Annotated in this window: 10 protein-coding genes; 9 read left to right on the top strand and 1 reads right to left on the bottom strand. The window is 61.1% G+C overall.

Annotated features, from left to right (window positions below):
- Positions 1–11 precede the first annotated feature (11 nt).
- Positions 12–908: an alpha/beta hydrolase family esterase gene (locus tag DW189_RS08695; protein WP_117507583.1), complete on the top strand. Its 897-nt coding sequence runs from the start codon at positions 12–14 to the stop codon at positions 906–908.
- Positions 909–1,148: 240 nt separating this feature from the next.
- On the opposite strand, the gene clpB is transcribed toward DW189_RS08695, so the two are convergent.
- Positions 1,149–3,746 carry an ATP-dependent chaperone ClpB gene (clpB, locus tag DW189_RS08705; RefSeq protein ID WP_117507585.1) on the bottom strand — a complete coding sequence of 866 codons (2,598 nt, stop codon included), beginning with the start codon at positions 3,744–3,746 and terminating at the stop codon, positions 1,149–1,151.
- A 223-nt stretch (positions 3,747–3,969) separates the two neighbouring features.
- Between clpB and DW189_RS08710 the strand changes: the two genes are divergently transcribed.
- From DW189_RS08710 to DW189_RS08745, 8 genes are all read left to right on the top strand, one after another.
- Positions 3,970–4,956, top strand: a complete 987-nt coding sequence (locus tag DW189_RS08710) for an ATP-grasp fold amidoligase family protein (RefSeq protein WP_022333844.1) — start codon at positions 3,970–3,972, stop codon at positions 4,954–4,956.
- A 146-nt stretch (positions 4,957–5,102) separates the two neighbouring features.
- Positions 5,103–7,142: a DNA polymerase III subunit gamma/tau gene (dnaX, locus tag DW189_RS08715; protein ID WP_117507587.1), complete on the top strand. Its 2,040-nt coding sequence runs from the start codon at positions 5,103–5,105 to the stop codon at positions 7,140–7,142.
- Positions 7,143–7,160: 18 nt separating this feature from the next.
- The gene (tyrS, locus tag DW189_RS08720) at positions 7,161–8,459 is read left to right on the top strand and encodes a tyrosine--tRNA ligase (RefSeq protein ID WP_022333847.1); all 1,299 of its coding nucleotides are present in this window, start codon (positions 7,161–7,163) and stop codon (positions 8,457–8,459) included.
- Position 8,460: 1 nt separating this feature from the next.
- A complete protein-coding gene (gene folB, locus DW189_RS08725; RefSeq protein WP_018696138.1) occupies positions 8,461–8,814 on the top strand; it encodes a dihydroneopterin aldolase in 354 nt (117 codons plus the stop codon).
- Between the two features lie 55 nt (positions 8,815–8,869).
- The gene (locus DW189_RS08730; protein WP_022333848.1) at positions 8,870–10,219 is read left to right on the top strand and encodes a sodium-dependent transporter; all 1,350 of its coding nucleotides are present in this window, start codon (positions 8,870–8,872) and stop codon (positions 10,217–10,219) included.
- A 491-nt stretch (positions 10,220–10,710) separates the two neighbouring features.
- Positions 10,711–12,129 carry a calcineurin-like phosphoesterase C-terminal domain-containing protein gene (locus DW189_RS08735; RefSeq protein ID WP_117507589.1) on the top strand — a complete coding sequence of 473 codons (1,419 nt, stop codon included), beginning with the start codon at positions 10,711–10,713 and terminating at the stop codon, positions 12,127–12,129.
- Positions 12,130–12,165: 36 nt separating this feature from the next.
- A complete protein-coding gene (locus DW189_RS08740; RefSeq protein ID WP_117507591.1) occupies positions 12,166–14,382 on the top strand; it encodes a calcineurin-like phosphoesterase C-terminal domain-containing protein in 2,217 nt (738 codons plus the stop codon).
- Between the two features lie 21 nt (positions 14,383–14,403).
- A complete protein-coding gene (locus DW189_RS08745) occupies positions 14,404–17,061 on the top strand; it encodes a BACON domain-containing protein (RefSeq protein ID WP_117507593.1) in 2,658 nt (885 codons plus the stop codon).
- The last annotated feature ends 56 nt before the right edge of the window (positions 17,062–17,117 follow it).

Genomic DNA, 17,117 nt, shown 5'->3' on the forward strand with positions numbered 1-17,117 from the left:
ATTCCGACAGCATGAAATACCTTTCGAACCCCTCCGTCGTAAAGGGTCTTTTTACGGCACTCCTCCTGCTGGCGGCATCCGTCGCCCGGCCCCAATCCGCAAATCCGGACACCCCTTCCTACACGATGCGCTCGGGCGGCATCGAACGCAGCTACAAGCTCCACCTGCCCCAGGGGCTGCCCCAAGGCGCCCCGCTGGTGGTCGTCCTGCACGGTTACGGCGGTAACAACGACCCGGGCCGCTTCGGGCTGAACGCCGCGGCCGACCGCCACGGCTTTGCCGTCTGCTACCCGCAGGGCGCGAAGGACGGCCGGGGCAAGACATGCTGGAACGCAGGCTACCCGTTCCAGGCGGACATGGCCGTCGACGACGTGAAGTTCATCGCACAGCTGGTGCGCCACCTGCAAAAACGACACGGGCTGAGCCGCCGCAACGTATTCTGCACGGGCATGTCGAACGGCGGGGAGATGTGTTACCAGCTCGCGGCGCAGCGCCCCCGCCTGTTCGCGGCTGTGGCACCCGTATCGGGGCTGATGCTCAAATGGCTTTACAAGGCCGACGATTCCACGCACCCCGTGCCCCTGTTCGAAATACACGGCACGGCCGACCGCACGTCGGCGTGGGAGGGTGACCTCGACAATAAAGGCGGCTGGGGCGCCTACGTCGCCGTACCGATGGCCGTGCATTACTGGGCAGCCAAGAACAAATGCACCGGCATGCAGACGGACACGATTCCCGGGCGCACGCCGGAAAACGGCCGCAAGGTCATCGCCCACCGCTTCACGGGCGGCACGGGCGGCAGCGAAGTCTGGCTCTACGAGATCGTCGGCGGGAAACATTCGTGGGGCGAACAGGACATCGACACGGGCGAGGAGCTCTGGAAATTTTTCAGCAAGTTCGTGAAATAGACAGGACGACAGCCGGCAGGGGTAAGGGGCCTGTGCAACACCTCGCAGAAGGAGATGGTCTACATATGTATCCAATCCCGGGAAAATTCGCGGGAAGAACACACCTACGACGACGGAACCCGGGTCGCATGCACTCCCGGGTGGGAAACCCGCTAAAAAAACACCCGGCTTTACGTCCATGCGTAAAGCCGGGTGCCGGTTTACCTCTCCCCACCCCTCACGGGGCCGGGTCGTTGCAGATCAGTTCGCGAAGGTCAGCCCCTTGTCGTCGGCGTCGATGCGGATCGGCTGCTCACGGTTGACGTCGCCCGCAAGGATGCGCTTCGACAGGTCGTTGACCACATAGCGCTGGATGGTACGCTTCACGGGACGCGCACCGTAGAGCGGGTCGTAACCGGCGGCAGCGATCCATTCGCGTGCCTTCTCGCTGTATTCGAGGCGGATGCCGTTTTCGGCAAGCATCCTGCGCACGACACCGAGCTGGATGTCCACGATGCGTTCGATATCCCGGCGCGTCAGCGGCTCGAACATCACGATCTCGTCGATACGGTTGAGGAACTCGGGCTTGAGCTGCTGCTTGAGCAGGTCGATCACATCCCGGCGGGTCTTCTCGACCACTTCGGGGGCGAGTTTCTCACCGTTGAACGCCTCCGCGAAATTCTCCTGGATGACCTGCGAACCCATATTCGAGGTCATGATGATGATCGTATTGCGGAAATCCACCGTACGGCCCTTGTTATCGGTCAGACGGCCGTCGTCGAGCACCTGCAACAGGATGTTGAAAACGTCGGGATGGGCCTTCTCGATCTCGTCGAGCAGCACGACCGAATAGGGCTTGCGGCGCACGGCCTCGGTAAGCTGGCCGCCCTCGTCGTAACCGACATATCCCGGAGGTGCCCCGACCAGACGCGACACGCTGTGACGCTCCTGGTATTCGCTCATGTCGATACGCGTCATCATCGAGTCGTCGTTGAAGAGGAACTCGGCCAACGCCTTGGCCAGCTCGGTCTTGCCGACACCGGTGGTGCCGAGGAAGATGAACGAGCCGATCGGTTTGCGGGGGTCGTTCAGCCCGGCGCGCGAACGGCGCACGGCGTCGGAAATGGCGGCGATGGCCTGCTCCTGCCCGATGACGCGCTTATGCAGCTCGTCCTCCATGTGCAGCAGTTTTTCGCGCTCGGAAGCCAGCATGCGCGTCACGGGGATGCCCGTCCAGCGCGACACCACCTCGGCGACGTCCTGCGCATCGACCTCCTCCTTGATCATCGAGCCGTTGGCCGACGCCAGTTTGTACTCCTCCTGGAACGCGGCGATCTCCTTCTCCGCCTCCTGGATCTTGCCGTAGCGGATTTCGGCCACCTTGCCGTAATCGCCCTGGCGCTCGGCCTGCTGCGCCTCGATCTTCAGGGCTTCTATTTTGTCCTTGTTCGACTGAATCTTTTTCAAGAGATCGCGCTGCCCCTGCCACTTGGCACGCATTTCGGCGTCACGGGCCTTGAGCTCCTCGATCTCCTTGGTGAGGTGCTCGACGCGCTCCTTGTCCTTCTCGCGGCGGATCGCTTCGCGTTCGATCTCCAGCTGGCGCACACGCCGGTCGAGGGTGTCGATCTCCTCGGGCACGGAGTTCATCTCCAGCCGCAGCCGCGAGGCCGCCTCGTCCACCAGGTCGATGGCCTTGTCGGGCAGGAACCGCGAGGTGATGTAACGCGTCGATAACTCGACGGCGGCCACGATCGCCTCGTCCTTGATCCGCACCTGATGGTGGTTTTCGTAACGATCCTTCAGGCCGCGGAGGATCGAAATGGCATCCTCGGGACTCGGTTCGTCGACCATGACCTTCTGGAAACGGCGTTCGAGGGCCTTGTCCTGCTCGAAATACTTCTGGAACTCGTCGAGCGTCGTGGCGCCGATCGTCCGCAGCTCGCCCCGCGCAAGTGCAGGCTTGAGGATGTTGGCGGCGTCCATCGCACCCGACGACTTGCCGGCGCCCACGAGGGTGTGGATCTCGTCGATGAACAGCAGGATGTCGCCGTCGCTGGCCACGACTTCTTGCACGACGGCCTTCAGACGCTCCTCGAATTCACCCTGGTACTTCGCACCCGCGATCAGGGCACCCATGTCGAGCGAGTAGATCACCTTCGACTTCAGGTTCTCGGGCACGTCGCCGTCGACGATCCGGTGTGCGATACCCTCGGCGATGGCGGTCTTGCCGACACCCGCCTCACCCACGAGGATCGGGTTGTTCTTGGTACGCCGCGAGAGGATCTGCAACACGCGGCGGATCTCCTCGTCACGGCCGATCACCGGGTCGAGCTTGCCCGAACGGGCCTGTTCGTTGAGGTTGATGGCATACTTGCCCAGCGCATCGAACTGCTGCTCGGAGGTCTGGGAATCGACCGTAGCCCCCTTGCGGAAGGTGCGGATCGCCTCAAGGAGTTCCTTCTCGGTGGCGCCGCTGCGCTTGAGGATGTCGGCGGCCTGCCCGCGCTCGGCGACGAGCCCCAGCAGCAGGTGTTCGACCGACGCGTATTTGTCGCCGAAGTTCCGGGTAAAGTCCACGGCGCGCTGGATCACCTTCGAGGAGTCCTGCGAAAAGAACTGGTCGCCGCCGCCCTCGACCCTCGGCAGGGACGCGACGGCCCGGCCGGCCTCGTCGCGCAGGCCGCGGACATTCACCCCGACACGCCCCAGGAGGAACGTGGCGAGCGAATCGTCCTCGCGGACAAGCACGCTCAGAATATGGAGCGGCTCGACAGCCTGCTGTCCGCGCTCCCGGGCAAGAGACAATGCACTTTGCAGAGCCTCCTGCGCTTTTACAGTTAACGTATTGATGTTCATATCTCTGATAATTTGTTTTTCAAACTTTCGTATACTACACCCGCAAAACGCCTGCCAACCCGGCTTTCCGGCCAATGTGTCATCCTTTGTCACACACGGGACTGACACGAGGCGCCAAAACGGCAGCCTTATTGCGGAAGAATCACACAATACGGCATAAAACAGCAGAACATCGCCCGAAATGTATTATCTTCGCCACACCTAACTCTCACTCTTCACGTTCATGACATACCGTAAACCCCCGTTCCTGCTGCGCAAATGGCAGCGGTTGCAGATGCGCTACTATGCGTACCGTAACCCGGAAAAACTGGTCAGGATACGCTACCGGCAACGATTCGGCACCGACCCCGACCTCGAAAACCCCCGAACCTTCAACGAAAAAGTCCTCTGGATGATGCTCCATGCCGACACCACCCGCTGGTCGCAACTGGCCGACAAGTACCGCGTCCGCGAGTATGTCGAGCAATGCGGGCTGGGATGGATGCTCAACGAATTATACGGGGTATGGGAATCCGCAGAGGAGATAGACTTCAGCGGGGGGGGGAATCTCCCCGACACGTTCGTGCTGAAAACCAATAACGGCTACGGACAAGTTATCATCGTGAACGACAGGCAAAAAGCCGACATCCGGTCGATCCGCCGTACACTCAACCACACCCTGCGAAAGAAATTCGGCCGCATGACGGCCGAACACCACTATTTTGGTATTAAACCCCGCATTATCGCCGAACGCCTCCTTCCCTCAGAACCAGCATTCGGCAATTCGCTCATCGACTATAAATTCTACTGTTTCGATGGCAACCCCTATTGTTGCATGGTCTGCTACAACCGTAAATCGCCATCCGACGTCAAAACAGGATTGTACGATGCCAGGACATGGAAAAACATAGGTCATTACGTCACCGGAAAATATTACGACCCACATCAGTGTGATATCCCGCGTCCGGCATCCCTCGACCGGATGCTCGATGCGGCCAAACGGCTCTCATCAGGATTCCCCCAAGTACGGGTCGACCTTTACGAAGTCGCCGGAAACCCCGTATTCGGGGAACTGACATTCACCTCATCTGCAGGTATGGATACGGGATTCAGCCAGGAGTTTCAGGAATTGATGGGATCGCAAATATCCCTGCCGCCCGCCAAGCGGACGCAACCGTCGCACCCGGGACTGCTCGGGCTCCTCGGACTGCGGAAGGCCGCCGCCAAATAAAAACGGCAGGCAGCCCGGAGGAGCGGGTGCAACAGGCTGCCCGGCCCGCCATGCATAGCCCTTCGCCCGGGTATGGGGAGAGGGCTGTCATTTTGTAGGCGGGTTTCATTTTTAATTTAATTCTTAATTCGTATCTTTGCGCTACTATGAGTGATTTTATCGTCAGCGCACGGAAATACCGCCCCGCGACCTTCGCCTCGGTCGTCGGACAGAAACATATCACCTCCACGCTTAAAAATGCGATCGAGCGCGGGCAGTTGGCTCACGCCTACCTGTTCTGCGGCCCCCGCGGCGTAGGCAAGACCACTTGTGCCCGCATCTTCGCAAAGGCCATCAACTGCCTGAACCCCAACGGATCGGAGGCCTGCAACGAATGCGAATCGTGCCGTTCGTTCAACGAAGGGCGCTCGTTGAACATCCACGAGCTGGACGCCGCGTCGAACAACTCGGTGGAAGATATCCGCACACTGATCGAACAGGTGCGCATCATCCCGCAGGTAGGGCGCTACTCGGTATTCATCATCGACGAGGTGCACATGCTCTCGGCGGCGGCGTTCAACGCCTTCCTCAAAACGCTCGAAGAGCCGCCCGCACACGCGATCTTCATCCTCGCAACGACCGAAAAACACAAGATCATCCCGACCATCCTCTCGCGGTGCCAAATCTACGATTTCAATCGCATCCGCGTCGAGGACGGCGTCGAATACCTCAAATACATCGCCTCGCAGGAGGGCATCGCAGCCGACGAAGAGTCGCTCAACCTCATTGCCCAGAAAGCCGACGGGGGTATGCGCGACGCCCTGTCGATGTTCGACAAGGCCGTGTCGTTCTGCGGCAAGGCGCTCGATTACCGCAACGTCGCCCAGACGCTCAACGTCCTGGACTACGACACCTACTTCAGCGTCACGGAGATGCTGCTCGCGGGCAACTATGTCGATACGCTGGTGACCTTCGACAGCGTGCTGTCGCGGGGTTTCTCGGGGCAGACCTTCATGGCGGGGCTGAACCGCCACATGCGCGACCTGCTGATGGCCAAGCGCCCCGAAACGCTGCGGCTGATCGAAATGACCGGGACGCTGCTCGAACGATACCGGACGCAGGCGGGCGCCTGCGATGTCGAGTTCCTGTTCGGAGCCATCTCCTGCCTGACGGAGCTCGACGGGAAGATCCGGCAATCGTCCAACCAGCGGTTGCTCGTCGAGCTGGGCCTGATGAAGATCGCAGGGCTCGGCCAAAAAAAAAATGACTCTCTGACATCTTCCGGGGAATATCCCCTTCCTACCCTCACCCCCCGCACGGCGGGCCCCGCATCTGCGGCGGCTCCGGCAGCGGCCGGGCAGCCGGCAACCGCAACGGCACAAGCGGCAGAGGTTTCGGCGACCGGAAATCCGGCAACGAACGCCCCGGCGGCAAATGCCTCCGGCAACCCCGCAGCCCCGGCAGCCGCAACGGCACAACCGGCAGGGGTTAGCGCGACCGGCAATCCGGCAACGAATGCCCCGGCGACAAGCGCCTCCGGCAACCCCGCAGCCCCGGCAAGCGCAACGGCACAACCGGCAGCGCAAGCAGCAGGAGCCGCAACGGCACCCCCTTCCGCAGCGACGTCCGCAGCAATGCCTGCCGCGTCCCCGGCCGGAAGGCCGGCAGCGGGTACATCCGCCGGCCCGACTGCACAGGGAACACTCCCGGTACAGCCCGCGCCGGAGATGAAACGACGGCCGCTGATCTCGGGCGCATCGCTCTCGGAGCTGCTCGCCTCGGCAGGCGGCGACCCCGACGAGGAGCTGTCGGACGGCGAAACGCCCGACGAACCGGAAACCGTGCGCATCGACCCGGACTGTGCCGAAAAACTGGAGCACGCCCGAGGCAGGATACTGAACCTCATCAAGGAGAAACGCCCGCGCTTCGTGCCGGCTTTCGAACTGATGGCGTTCCGCGACAACACGATCTCGGTGAGCGTACCGACGACGGAGCTGCGCGAGGAGATCCTGCGCAGCAAAACCGGGATGCTGATGCGCATCGCCGAACTGGCGGGCATCGAGGGTATGATCGAACTGGAGGTCACGGTCAATGAAGAGATCCGGGCGGCACGCCCGATCAAGCTCGAAGACCGCGTCCGCTACATCACGGAGAAGAACCCGCTCGTCGCGGAACTCCGCAAAGCACTGGACTTGGAAGTAGAATAAAAAGAACGAACAATAAAAATGGCAACAAAGAATTTCATCGAAGAACTCGAATGGCGCGGGATGATCCACACGATCATGCCCGGCGCGAAGGAACAACTCGAAAAAGAGATGACGACGGCCTACCTGGGCATCGACCCCACGGCCGACTCGCTGCATATCGGCCACCTGGTGGGCGTAATGATCCTCAAGCATTTCCAGATGTGCGGGCACCGTCCGCTGGCACTCATCGGCGGTGCGACGGGCATGATCGGCGACCCCTCGGGCAAGTCGCAGGAGCGCAACCTGCTCGACGAGCCCACGCTGCGCCACAACCAGGAGGCGATCAAGCGCCAGCTGGCCAAACTGCTCGACTTCGAGTCGGACGCCCCGAATGCGGCCGTGCTGGTGAACAACTACGACTGGATGAAGGACATTTCGTTCCTGGAATTCATCCGCGATATCGGCAAGTGCATCACCGTCAACTACATGATGGCCAAGGATTCGGTCAAGAAACGATTCAGCGGCGAAGGCGACGGCATGTCGTTCACCGAGTTCACCTACCAGCTGGTACAGGGCTTCGACTTCCTGCACCTCTACCAGACGATGAACTGCAAGGTGCAGCTGGGCGGCGCCGACCAGTGGGGCAACATCACCACCGGAACGGAGCTGATCCGCCGCAAACTGGGCAACGAGGCCGAAGCATTCGCCATCACCTGCCCGCTCATCACCAAGGCCGACGGTACGAAATTCGGCAAGACCGAGAGCGGCAACGTATGGCTCGATGCGCGCTATACCTCGCCCTACAAGTTCTACCAGTTCTGGCTCAACGTCAGCGACGAGGACGCCAAGCGTTACATCCGCATCTTCACGCTGTTAGACCGTGAAACCGTCGAGGCGCTGACCGCCGAACACGAGGCGGCGCCCCACCTGCGCGTACTGCAAAAGCGGCTGGCACAGGAGATCACCACGATGATCCACTCCAGGGAGGAGTACGAAAAGGCGGTCGAAGCCTCGGCGATCCTCTTCGGCGGCTCGACGTCGGAGGCGCTGCGCAAAATAGACGAAGAGACCCTGTTGCAGGTGTTCGAGGGCGTGCCGCAGTTCCGCATCGCCCGTGCCGAGCTGGGCCTGCCGTTCGTCGATCTGTGCGCCGAAAAAACGCAGGTGTTTCCCTCGAAGGGCGAATGCCGCAAGATGGTGCAGGGCGGCGGCGTGTCGCTCAACAAGGAGAAGGTCGCCGACCCGGCACGTACGGTGGGCGAGGCCGACCTGATCGCCGGCAAATACCTGCTCGTACAGAGGGGTAAGAAGAACTACTACCTCGTAATCGCCGAGTAGCATGGAATACCGCATCGTCCTGACGCGCATGGAATTCCACGCGCTGCACGGCTGCTACGAGCTGGAACGCAAGGTAGGCAACCGCTTCACGGTCGACCTGGAACTGACGGCCGAACTGGGCCATGCGGCCACGGACGACGACGTGCGCAAGACGGTCAACTACCTGACGGCCTACGAAGTCGTCGAGATGCAGATGCGAATCACGCAGCACACCATCGAGCGGGTGGCGACGAACATCATCGAGGCGGTTTACGCCACCTTCCCGCAGGTGCGGCACGTAAAATGCACCGTATCGAAACTGGCGCCGCCGCTGGGCGGAAAGCTCGAGAAGGTGAGCGTCGTGCTGGAGAAATAGGGCGGGTGTGCGCATGCATGCGCACACCCGTTTGCGATAATAAACAGGTTAGGTTATGCATCACAAGGAGAGTCGCGCCACCTTGGGTGGCAAATTGAGCGCCGTGCTGGTCGCCGCGGGAAGTTCCGTGGGGCTGGGCAACATCTGGCGCTTCCCCTATGTAGCCGGGGACAACGGCGGCGGGGCATTTCTGATAATCTACATCCTTTGCGTCCTGCTGCTGGGGCTGCCGCTCATGATCGCGGAGTTCACCGTGGGGCGTGCTTCGCACCGCAATGCCGTGGGTGCCTACCGGGCGCTGAACCCACGGTGGAGTTTTCTGGGTTACAACGGCGTGCTGGCCGCATTCCTGATCCTGGGGTTCTACTTCGTAGTATCGGGATGGACGGCCGAATACATGGTGCACTCGGTGACGGGCAGTATCGCTCGTTTCTCGACCGCCGAGCAGTACAAGAGTCTCTTCGAGAACTTTATCAGCAATCCCTGGAGGCCGGTCGTCTACACCTGCCTGTTCGTCCTCGCAACCCATTTCGTGATCGCCATGGGCGTACAGAAAGGCATCGAACGCTCGGCTAAAATCCTCATGCCGCTGCTGTTCCTGATTCTGATCGTACTGTCGGTACATTCACTGCTGATGCCGGGCGGGGAAGCCGGGTTGAAGTTCCTCTTCGCCCCCGACTTCTCGAAGGTGACGCCCACGACCGTGCTCGTCGCACTGGGGCAGGCGTTCTTCTCGCTTTCGATCGGCATCGGCACGATGGTGACCTACGCCTCGTATTTCAAACCGGACACGAACCTGCGCCACACGGCGCTCAACGTCACCATCCTCGACACACTGGTGGCCATACTGGCCGGCGTGGTGATCTTCCCGGCGGTATTCAGCGTAGGCATCGAGCCTTCGTCGGGGCCGTCGCTCGTATTCATCACCCTGCCGAGTATCTTCAACGGCATGCCGCTGAGCATGGTGTGGTCGTCGATTTTCTTCCTGCTGCTGGTCGTCGCAGCACTCACCTCGACCATCTCGCTGCACGAGGTAGTCACGGTCTACCTGCACGAGGAGTGGCACCTGAGCCGTAAGGCTGCGGCATGGCTGACGACCGCCGCCACGGCCGCCCTGGCGTCGCTGGCATCGCTGTCGCTGGGTGCGTTGGGCAGTTGGAAGATCGCCGGGCTCTCGCTTTTCGATTCGCTCGACTTCCTGACGGCCAACATCCTGCTGCCGGCAGGCGGGCTTTTCACCTGCATCTTCGTGGGCTGGAAGCTCGACCACCACATCCTCAAGGCACAGATCACCAACGACGGAGAGCTGAAATTCCGCATCTACGGCCTGTTCAGCTTCCTGCTGCGCTACGTCTGCCCGGCCGTGCTGCTGCTGATCTTCCTCGACAACCTCGGCGTATTCTGACACGGCCGACACGCGTTTCCCCGACCCCGGACTTCGGAAAGTCCGGGGATTTTTATTTCCGCGGCCAGGACGGAATGGAGGGCGTACATTTCGATTCAAAACCACTCTTTCTCAAAAAAGCAGACATTTCGCCCAGTTTTTTTGTGTTTTATTTTGGAAAATAAAATTAAAGATTTATTTTTGTTTCATAATGAAATTAAAAATATTACACATCACAATAAAAAACACAAATACAACCGAAAAACCCAAAAAAGGTAAAAAGCGGCACGAGATCCAATCACGACCGTAAAAGGCAAACCGCGGGCAGCACCCGCGGCCTGCATCCGTTTCAGTGACAAGCTTTCGCAGCGGCAGCCGATTGCCAGGGTATGAAAAAAGGATTACATTCCGGTGACAACGACGCACGAAGCCAATTATTAAAATATTTTTGCAGCCGGAGCGACACAGGCTCCCACCTATAATATAAAGAAACCATTCGAAAAGACCCGGCCATGAAAAACCTGTTACTTTTCCTGCTGGCCTGCAGCCTCGGCGCCGCAGCCGCAGCCCGCCCGATACGGGGATCGGTCAAATGCGGCGGAAAGCCGATGAGCGGCGTGGCCGTAACCGACGGTTATACGTTCACGCAAAGCGATGAGCAGGGCATATTCACGCTCGATGCCGACGACCAGGCGCTGTTCATCAGTCTGGTGACCCCGTCCGGCTACCTGGCTCCGCTCGATGGGGGCATCCCGCAATTCTACCGCGCATACGACCCGGCGGCCAAACGCTACGACTTCGAATTGCAACCGTGGCCCGGCCCGGACGGATGCTACGAACTGCTGGCGATCGCCGACCCGCAGCCTAAGACCGAAGAGCATTTCCGGCGGTTACGGAGCGAAGTCATGCCCGCATTGCAGGCGGCAACCGATAACGGGAGGACGCGGGGCGCGAACCAGGCCGCGATCGTGCTCGGGGACATCGTATGGGACTCCCCTGAACTCTTCGCAGGCGTGAAAGCGGAGTTCGCCGGGCTCGGGGTACCCGTATACGGCGTGATCGGCAACCACGACCACGACCTGAACAAATACACCGACCGCGAGGCGACGGAAAACTACCGCCGCCATTTCGGCCCCACCTATTATGCCTTCGACATGGGGCGCACACACTATATCGTACTCGACGACATCGTTTACCACGGCGCGAAGAAATACGAGGAGCGGATCGACACGATGCAACTGCGCTGGGCAGCCGCCTATGCCGAACGCCTGCCCGCAGGGTCGCGCGTCTGCATCGCGATGCATGCCCCGGCCATGAAATCGTGGCTCGGGAACCGCGTCATGGAGTCGGCCGAGAGGCTGATGGACGCCTTCGCCGGGCACGAACTGCACTTCATCACCGGGCATACGCACCTCAACTCGAATTACGACATCCGCGAGGGGGTCACGGAGCACAACGTAGCGCAGGTCTGCGGCAACCTCTGGTGGGATCCGATCAACTGGGACGGTACGCCCAAGGGCTTCCAGCTGTTCCGCGAATGCGGCGGGGAATTCTCGTGGGAATACCGGAGCCTGGGCGAGTCCCCGGCACGGCAGATCCGCGTATGGCACCCCGGCCAGGTGGCCAAGCACCCGGCCAGCGTCGTGGCAAAGGTGTGGAACTGGGATTCGTACTGGACGGTCGTATGGTATGAGGACGGCCGTTACCGCGGCGCCATGCAGCGTACGACGCTCGACGACCCCGATTATACCGCACACATCGACTCGCTGAAGGCCGCCGGGAGGAAAATCTCCAAAGTCCAGCGCCCACGCCCGACGAATTTCTATTTCACGGCACGCCCCTCGGCATCGGCCCGCGAGGTGGAGGTGGTCGCCACCGACCGATTCGGCCGCCGCTACTCGGAGCGCATCGCACTCGGGCACACAGACTGACGTACAGGACACCAACACCAAAATCATCAATAGCCTATGAAAAAACTGATTACTTTAATCGCCGGGTTGCTATTCGTCGCCCTGCCGGTCGGACTGGCCGGTTGTGACGACAGCGACAAGGAGATCTACAACGATGGCCGGCTGGTCACCGATGTAGTTATTCCGACCTCGATGACCGTCTACCGCGGGATGGAGGTTTCCGTCTCCGGCTACGGCTTCGCCCAAGGCGACGCCATCGCGTTACGCGCCGGCGAGGATCTCCCGGCAGCTACCACGGTAGCATCGGAGAAACTGCTAACATTCGTCATACCCGACGGGGCGGCAGACCAGACCGTCTATAAGGTCGTGCTCAACCGGGCACAGGACTACCAGGTGCTCGGATCGAGCAAGATGACCGTACAACTGGCCATCGACGTCGACCTGGGCAAGACCATCTCGGGCAACTGGGGCGGCGACGCCGTGATCCGCGGCCGCGGGTTCATGGCTACGGACAAACTCCTATTGGAGCAAGGGGGGGGGAAATTCGAAGCGCCGGTCAAAGGTGCTGACGATTCTTCGCTGACCTTTACCATTCCCCAGAACGCCGCCGACGGCGACTGTGAATTCACCCTGCAGCGCGGCGCAGAAGAGCAGGCACTGGGCTCCGCCAAACTCAACCTCTCCCTGGGCGGCGTCACCGTACCGGACAAGGAGGGCGCGACGATCAAGGGTATCGTCCACCTGGCAGGACAAGGCATCGCCGACGTCCTGGTCTCGGACGGAGACCTGATCACCAAGACCGACGCCAACGGTTTCTATTGGCTCAATTCCGAAAAACGCAACGAACTCGCCTTCGTCATCCTGCCTGCGGGCTATGACGTCCCCACCGTCAAGGCGATGCCCCAGTTCTGGCAGCCCTGCACGCTCGACGCAAACACCGTCGAACAACTCGACTTCCAGCTGCTCAGGGCCGACAACGACTCCCACACCATGCTCGTGGCCACGGACATGCACCTGGCCAACCGCAACACCCCGAAAGATTACGTTCAGTTCGCCGACGGCTTCGTCAAGGAGCTGACATCGGCCTACAACTCCGCCGCACCCGGAAAGGTATACTGCCTCAACCTGGGCGACTTCTCGTGGGACGGCTACTGGTACGACAACAAGTGGGCGCTGCCCGAATGCAAGCAGAGCGTCGAGGACTTCAACTTCCAGATGTGGTCGGTGATGGGCAACCACGACAACGACCCCTATGTAGCCTCCGATTTCGGCGCCGAAGGCCCCTACCGCCAACACATGGGCCCGGTTTACTACGCCATGAACATCGGCCGGATACACTACATCATGCTCGACGACACCGAGTACCTCAACACGGGCGGCTCGCAGGGTACGGTCGGTTCGCGCAACTACAACCGCCGCTTCGACGACCGGCAGCTGGCTTGGCTCAAGGAGGAGCTCACCCATGTCGACAAATCGACCCCGATCGTCGTGGGATGCCACTGCCCGCTTTACTCGTACAGCGGAAGCGGCGGCGTGAGCGTAGCGCTCCAGACCCAGGCTGACATCGACAAAATCCTGGGCTGCTTCGCCGGCTTCAGCAACGTGACTTTCGTCACGGGGCACACGCACGTGAACCGCAATATCCAGTCGCCGACCTATGCCAACGTCTACGAGCAGAACATCGCCGCGGTCTGCGGCACCTGGTGGTGGACGCAGCAGTACGGCAACAACAACGTCTGCACCGACGGTTCGCCCGCGGGTTACAAGATCTTCACGGTCGACGGAACCGACCTCAAATGGCAGTACAAAGCCACGGGGCTTCCCATCGAAAAGCAGTTCATCACCTACGACATGAACGAGGTCAAGGAGTACTGGGCCACCGACGCCACGGCACTCAAGGCCTTCGCCGCAGGCAACGACATGCGAAACCGCGACAAGGATTATTCGACGGTGGGCGAAAATGCCGTCTACATCAACGTCTGGGCCTACGAGCCGGGCTGGACGGTCACCGTGACGGAGAACGGAACCCCGCTCGACGTGAAACAGGTCTGGAGCAAGAAAGACCCGCTGCACAGCATTTCGTACGACATCCCGCGCGGCGCGGCCAACAACGGCACGCTCACCTTCCCCTCGACCTCCTGCATGCATATGTTCGAGGTTACGGCCTCCTCGGCGTCTTCCACGCTGGAGATATCGGTTACCGATCGCTTCGGCAACGTCAGCACGGAGTCGATGATCCGGCCCAAGGCGCTCACGACCGACGTGACCAAATAACCCTCAAAAAACCTTAAGACAATGAAGCGTATAATGAACAAATGGTTGTGGTCGTTATTATGCGTCACGCTCCTGGGAGCCGCGGCGTGCAGCGACGACGACACCGAAGGGGATTCGGGGAACCCCATCCCCCCGGCACTCTCCACCGAAAACCTGCCCGATGCAGGGCTGAAGTTCCTCTATTCGGCACTGACCCCGCATACATTTACCATGAGCGTCGACGCGCCCTGGGAGATCACCAAGACCGCAGGCTGGTTCGTCGTCACCCCGAACAAGGGCGAGGCGGGCCAGAATATCCAGGTCACCGTCACCCCGACCCTGAACCAGGGCGAGGCGCGCGACGGCGAATTCACCATCCGCGCCAACAGCGGCAACAACCTCCATCCCTGCCTGACGGAGAAGAGCATCCCGCTTTCGCAGGACGCCTACCTGGCGGCCGGCATCGTGATAACGGGGCTCGAAGAACGCCTGCTGGCCTTCGAAGCCGAAGATACGGATCCGGTGGTCTTCACCGTCGAAGCATCCTACGACTGGACGCTCACGGTGGAGAACGAGACCTGGCTGACGGTCGCCCCCAAGAGCGGCAAGGCCGGCTCTGCGGCCCAAGTCACCATCACGCCCAAGGCCAACACCACCGACGAACGCCGCGAGTCGAAGATCACGATCACGGCCGGCGACGCCGAATTCGGCGAGAACACCGCCGAAGAGATCATCGAGCTGGTTCAGGCGCCCTACATGCCCAAGGACACGCATGCCGAGGGACACGTCTTCTTCAGCGACGACTTCCAGTGGATTCCCGACAACTGGGTGAGCCCCTACACCAAGTACGGCTGGCCGAGCGTATCGATCGACGGCACGAACGGCAACGAGTTCGCCCTCTCGACCGACGGAATGAAAGAGGCCGTAGCGGCCAAGGGCTACACCTACACGCCCTCGGTATATGCCCGTTACGAAGGCCATGTCAAGCTGGGTAAGACCGCCAACATGGGCGCCATCACGATCCCCGCGCTCACGGGCATTGACGCCGGCAAGGCCGCGACGCTGCTCGTGCAGTTCGACGCAGCCGCCTATTCGTCGGCAGGCGGCACGGTGGACAACGGCGACGACCACATGGACGTCACGATCGAAGGCCCCGGCACGATCGGCGACCTGGTGGAAACCTCCGCGCTGGTCGAAGTGAAGAACGTCTGGGAGTGGACGCGCTACTCGCTGATCGTCTACGGCGCTACGAACGAAACCCGCATCACCTTCGGCAGCGAGCGCGAAGTGAAGTGCCGCCTCTACCTGGACAACATCACCGTGACGCGCGCCAAGGACGAGAACCCCGAAGCCCCGGCTCCGGAGGCACTCGTAACCCCGCTCGACAAGGAGATCGTCAATACCTCCGATGCGGGCCTCTTCGATGCCAACAAGATGGTGGTCGCCGAAGGCGGCACGCTGACCTGCTCGGTGCGCGTCAACAAGGCCTGGACGGCGGAGACCGACTGCGACTGGCTGACGATCACCACCGTACGCTGCGGCGACGCAGACCCGTCGACGGTAACGGGCGCCAACAACGGTGCATCGCTCTCGAACGGTGTGGCAACCGTAAAGGCCACGGGGCTGCCCTACGTCACCACCAAGGTGGAAGTAGGCAGGAACTCGGGAGGCGAAAACCGCACGGGCCATATCATCATCAAGTCGGAAGGCACAGAGATCGAGAAGGTTGCCGTCACGCAGGCTTCCGGGGCACAGATCACCATCGAAGGGCTGACGGACAATACGCTGGAGCTCAGCGACAACCCCGCAGAATCGGGTGCCGAGGTGAAATTCACGGTCAATGCCCCCTATCCCTGGACGATCGCCCCATCGGGCGCTGCGGCATGGTACGAGGTGAGCCCCGGGCAGGGTGCCGCCAACACCGACGTGGAGGTAACGGTCAAAGCGCTCGAGCAGAACCTCTCGTTCCGCCGCTTCGGCGAGTTTACGATCACGGCGGCCGAGGGCGATGCAACCCTTACCGAGAAGATCGCGCTTTCGCAGCAGCCCGTATCGCCCGGAACGGTGAAATGGGACTTGGCGTCTCCCGTACAATGGTCGTTCTCGGAAGAGGATATGGGCAACTACGCCCAGGACTTCAAGGGCGGGCCCGACAGCCCGTACAACACGGTGCTGGCCCAGTCGGGGCCGGGGTACCTCTCCTATACGCACACGGCACCGAGCGATCCTGACAAGAAATGCGAACGCATCGTCGGCGGTACGGGCCATCCGTACATCACGGGCGGCTGGCCGGGCGACTACTGGACGTTCGCCGTCCCGGTGACGAACCTCGACGCAGGCACCAAAGTCCGTTTTACGGCGATCACCCGCACCTCGGCCACCGGCCACAAATTCTGGCGGATGGAGTACAACGACGGCGGCACCTGGAAACCCGCCGCGGCATTGCAAACGACCACGGAAACGGGGGAAGAGGTCTCCTACACCCACGCCATGAAAGCCGACGGGAAGACCAACATCACGGTCGACGTGACGGTCACCTATGCCAATGCGATCTCCGGCGGCAACATCGAATTCCGGTTCGTCTGCGCGGCCAACTGGCAGGCCAGCGGCAAGGGCGCACTCGCCAAGCCCAACGGCGGGACGATGCGCTGGGCCGGAGCCGGAACGGCCGACAGCCCGAGAATACAGATCGTACCCTAAACCGACCTTGACGGCTGCGGCCGCCCGCAGGACGACCGCAGCCGTTCGACAAAAAA

The sequence above is a fragment of the Alistipes sp. AM16-43 genome, assembly GCF_003435745.1.
Taxonomy (GTDB): Bacteria; Bacteroidota; Bacteroidia; order Bacteroidales; family Rikenellaceae; genus Alistipes; species Alistipes onderdonkii.

Bases quoted from the DNA above. Each gene is read 5' to 3' on its own strand.
- DW189_RS08730 (WP_022333848.1), top strand. From the start codon at position 8,870: ATGCATCACAAGGAGAGTCGCGCCACCTTGGGTGGCAAATTGAGCGCC.
- DW189_RS08710 (WP_022333844.1), top strand. From the start codon at position 3,970: ATGACATACCGTAAACCCCCGTTCCTGCTGCGCAAATGGCAGCGGTTG.
- clpB (WP_117507585.1), bottom strand. From the start codon at position 3,746: ATGAACATCAATACGTTAACTGTAAAAGCGCAGGAGGCTCTGCAAAGT.
- dnaX (WP_117507587.1), top strand. From the start codon at position 5,103: ATGAGTGATTTTATCGTCAGCGCACGGAAATACCGCCCCGCGACCTTC.
- folB (WP_018696138.1), top strand. From the start codon at position 8,461: ATGGAATACCGCATCGTCCTGACGCGCATGGAATTCCACGCGCTGCAC.
- DW189_RS08695 (WP_117507583.1), top strand. From the start codon at position 12: ATGAAATACCTTTCGAACCCCTCCGTCGTAAAGGGTCTTTTTACGGCA.
- tyrS (WP_022333847.1), top strand. From the start codon at position 7,161: ATGGCAACAAAGAATTTCATCGAAGAACTCGAATGGCGCGGGATGATC.
- DW189_RS08745 (WP_117507593.1), top strand. From the start codon at position 14,404: ATGAAGCGTATAATGAACAAATGGTTGTGGTCGTTATTATGCGTCACG.
- DW189_RS08740 (WP_117507591.1), top strand. From the start codon at position 12,166: ATGAAAAAACTGATTACTTTAATCGCCGGGTTGCTATTCGTCGCCCTG.
- DW189_RS08735 (WP_117507589.1), top strand. From the start codon at position 10,711: ATGAAAAACCTGTTACTTTTCCTGCTGGCCTGCAGCCTCGGCGCCGCA.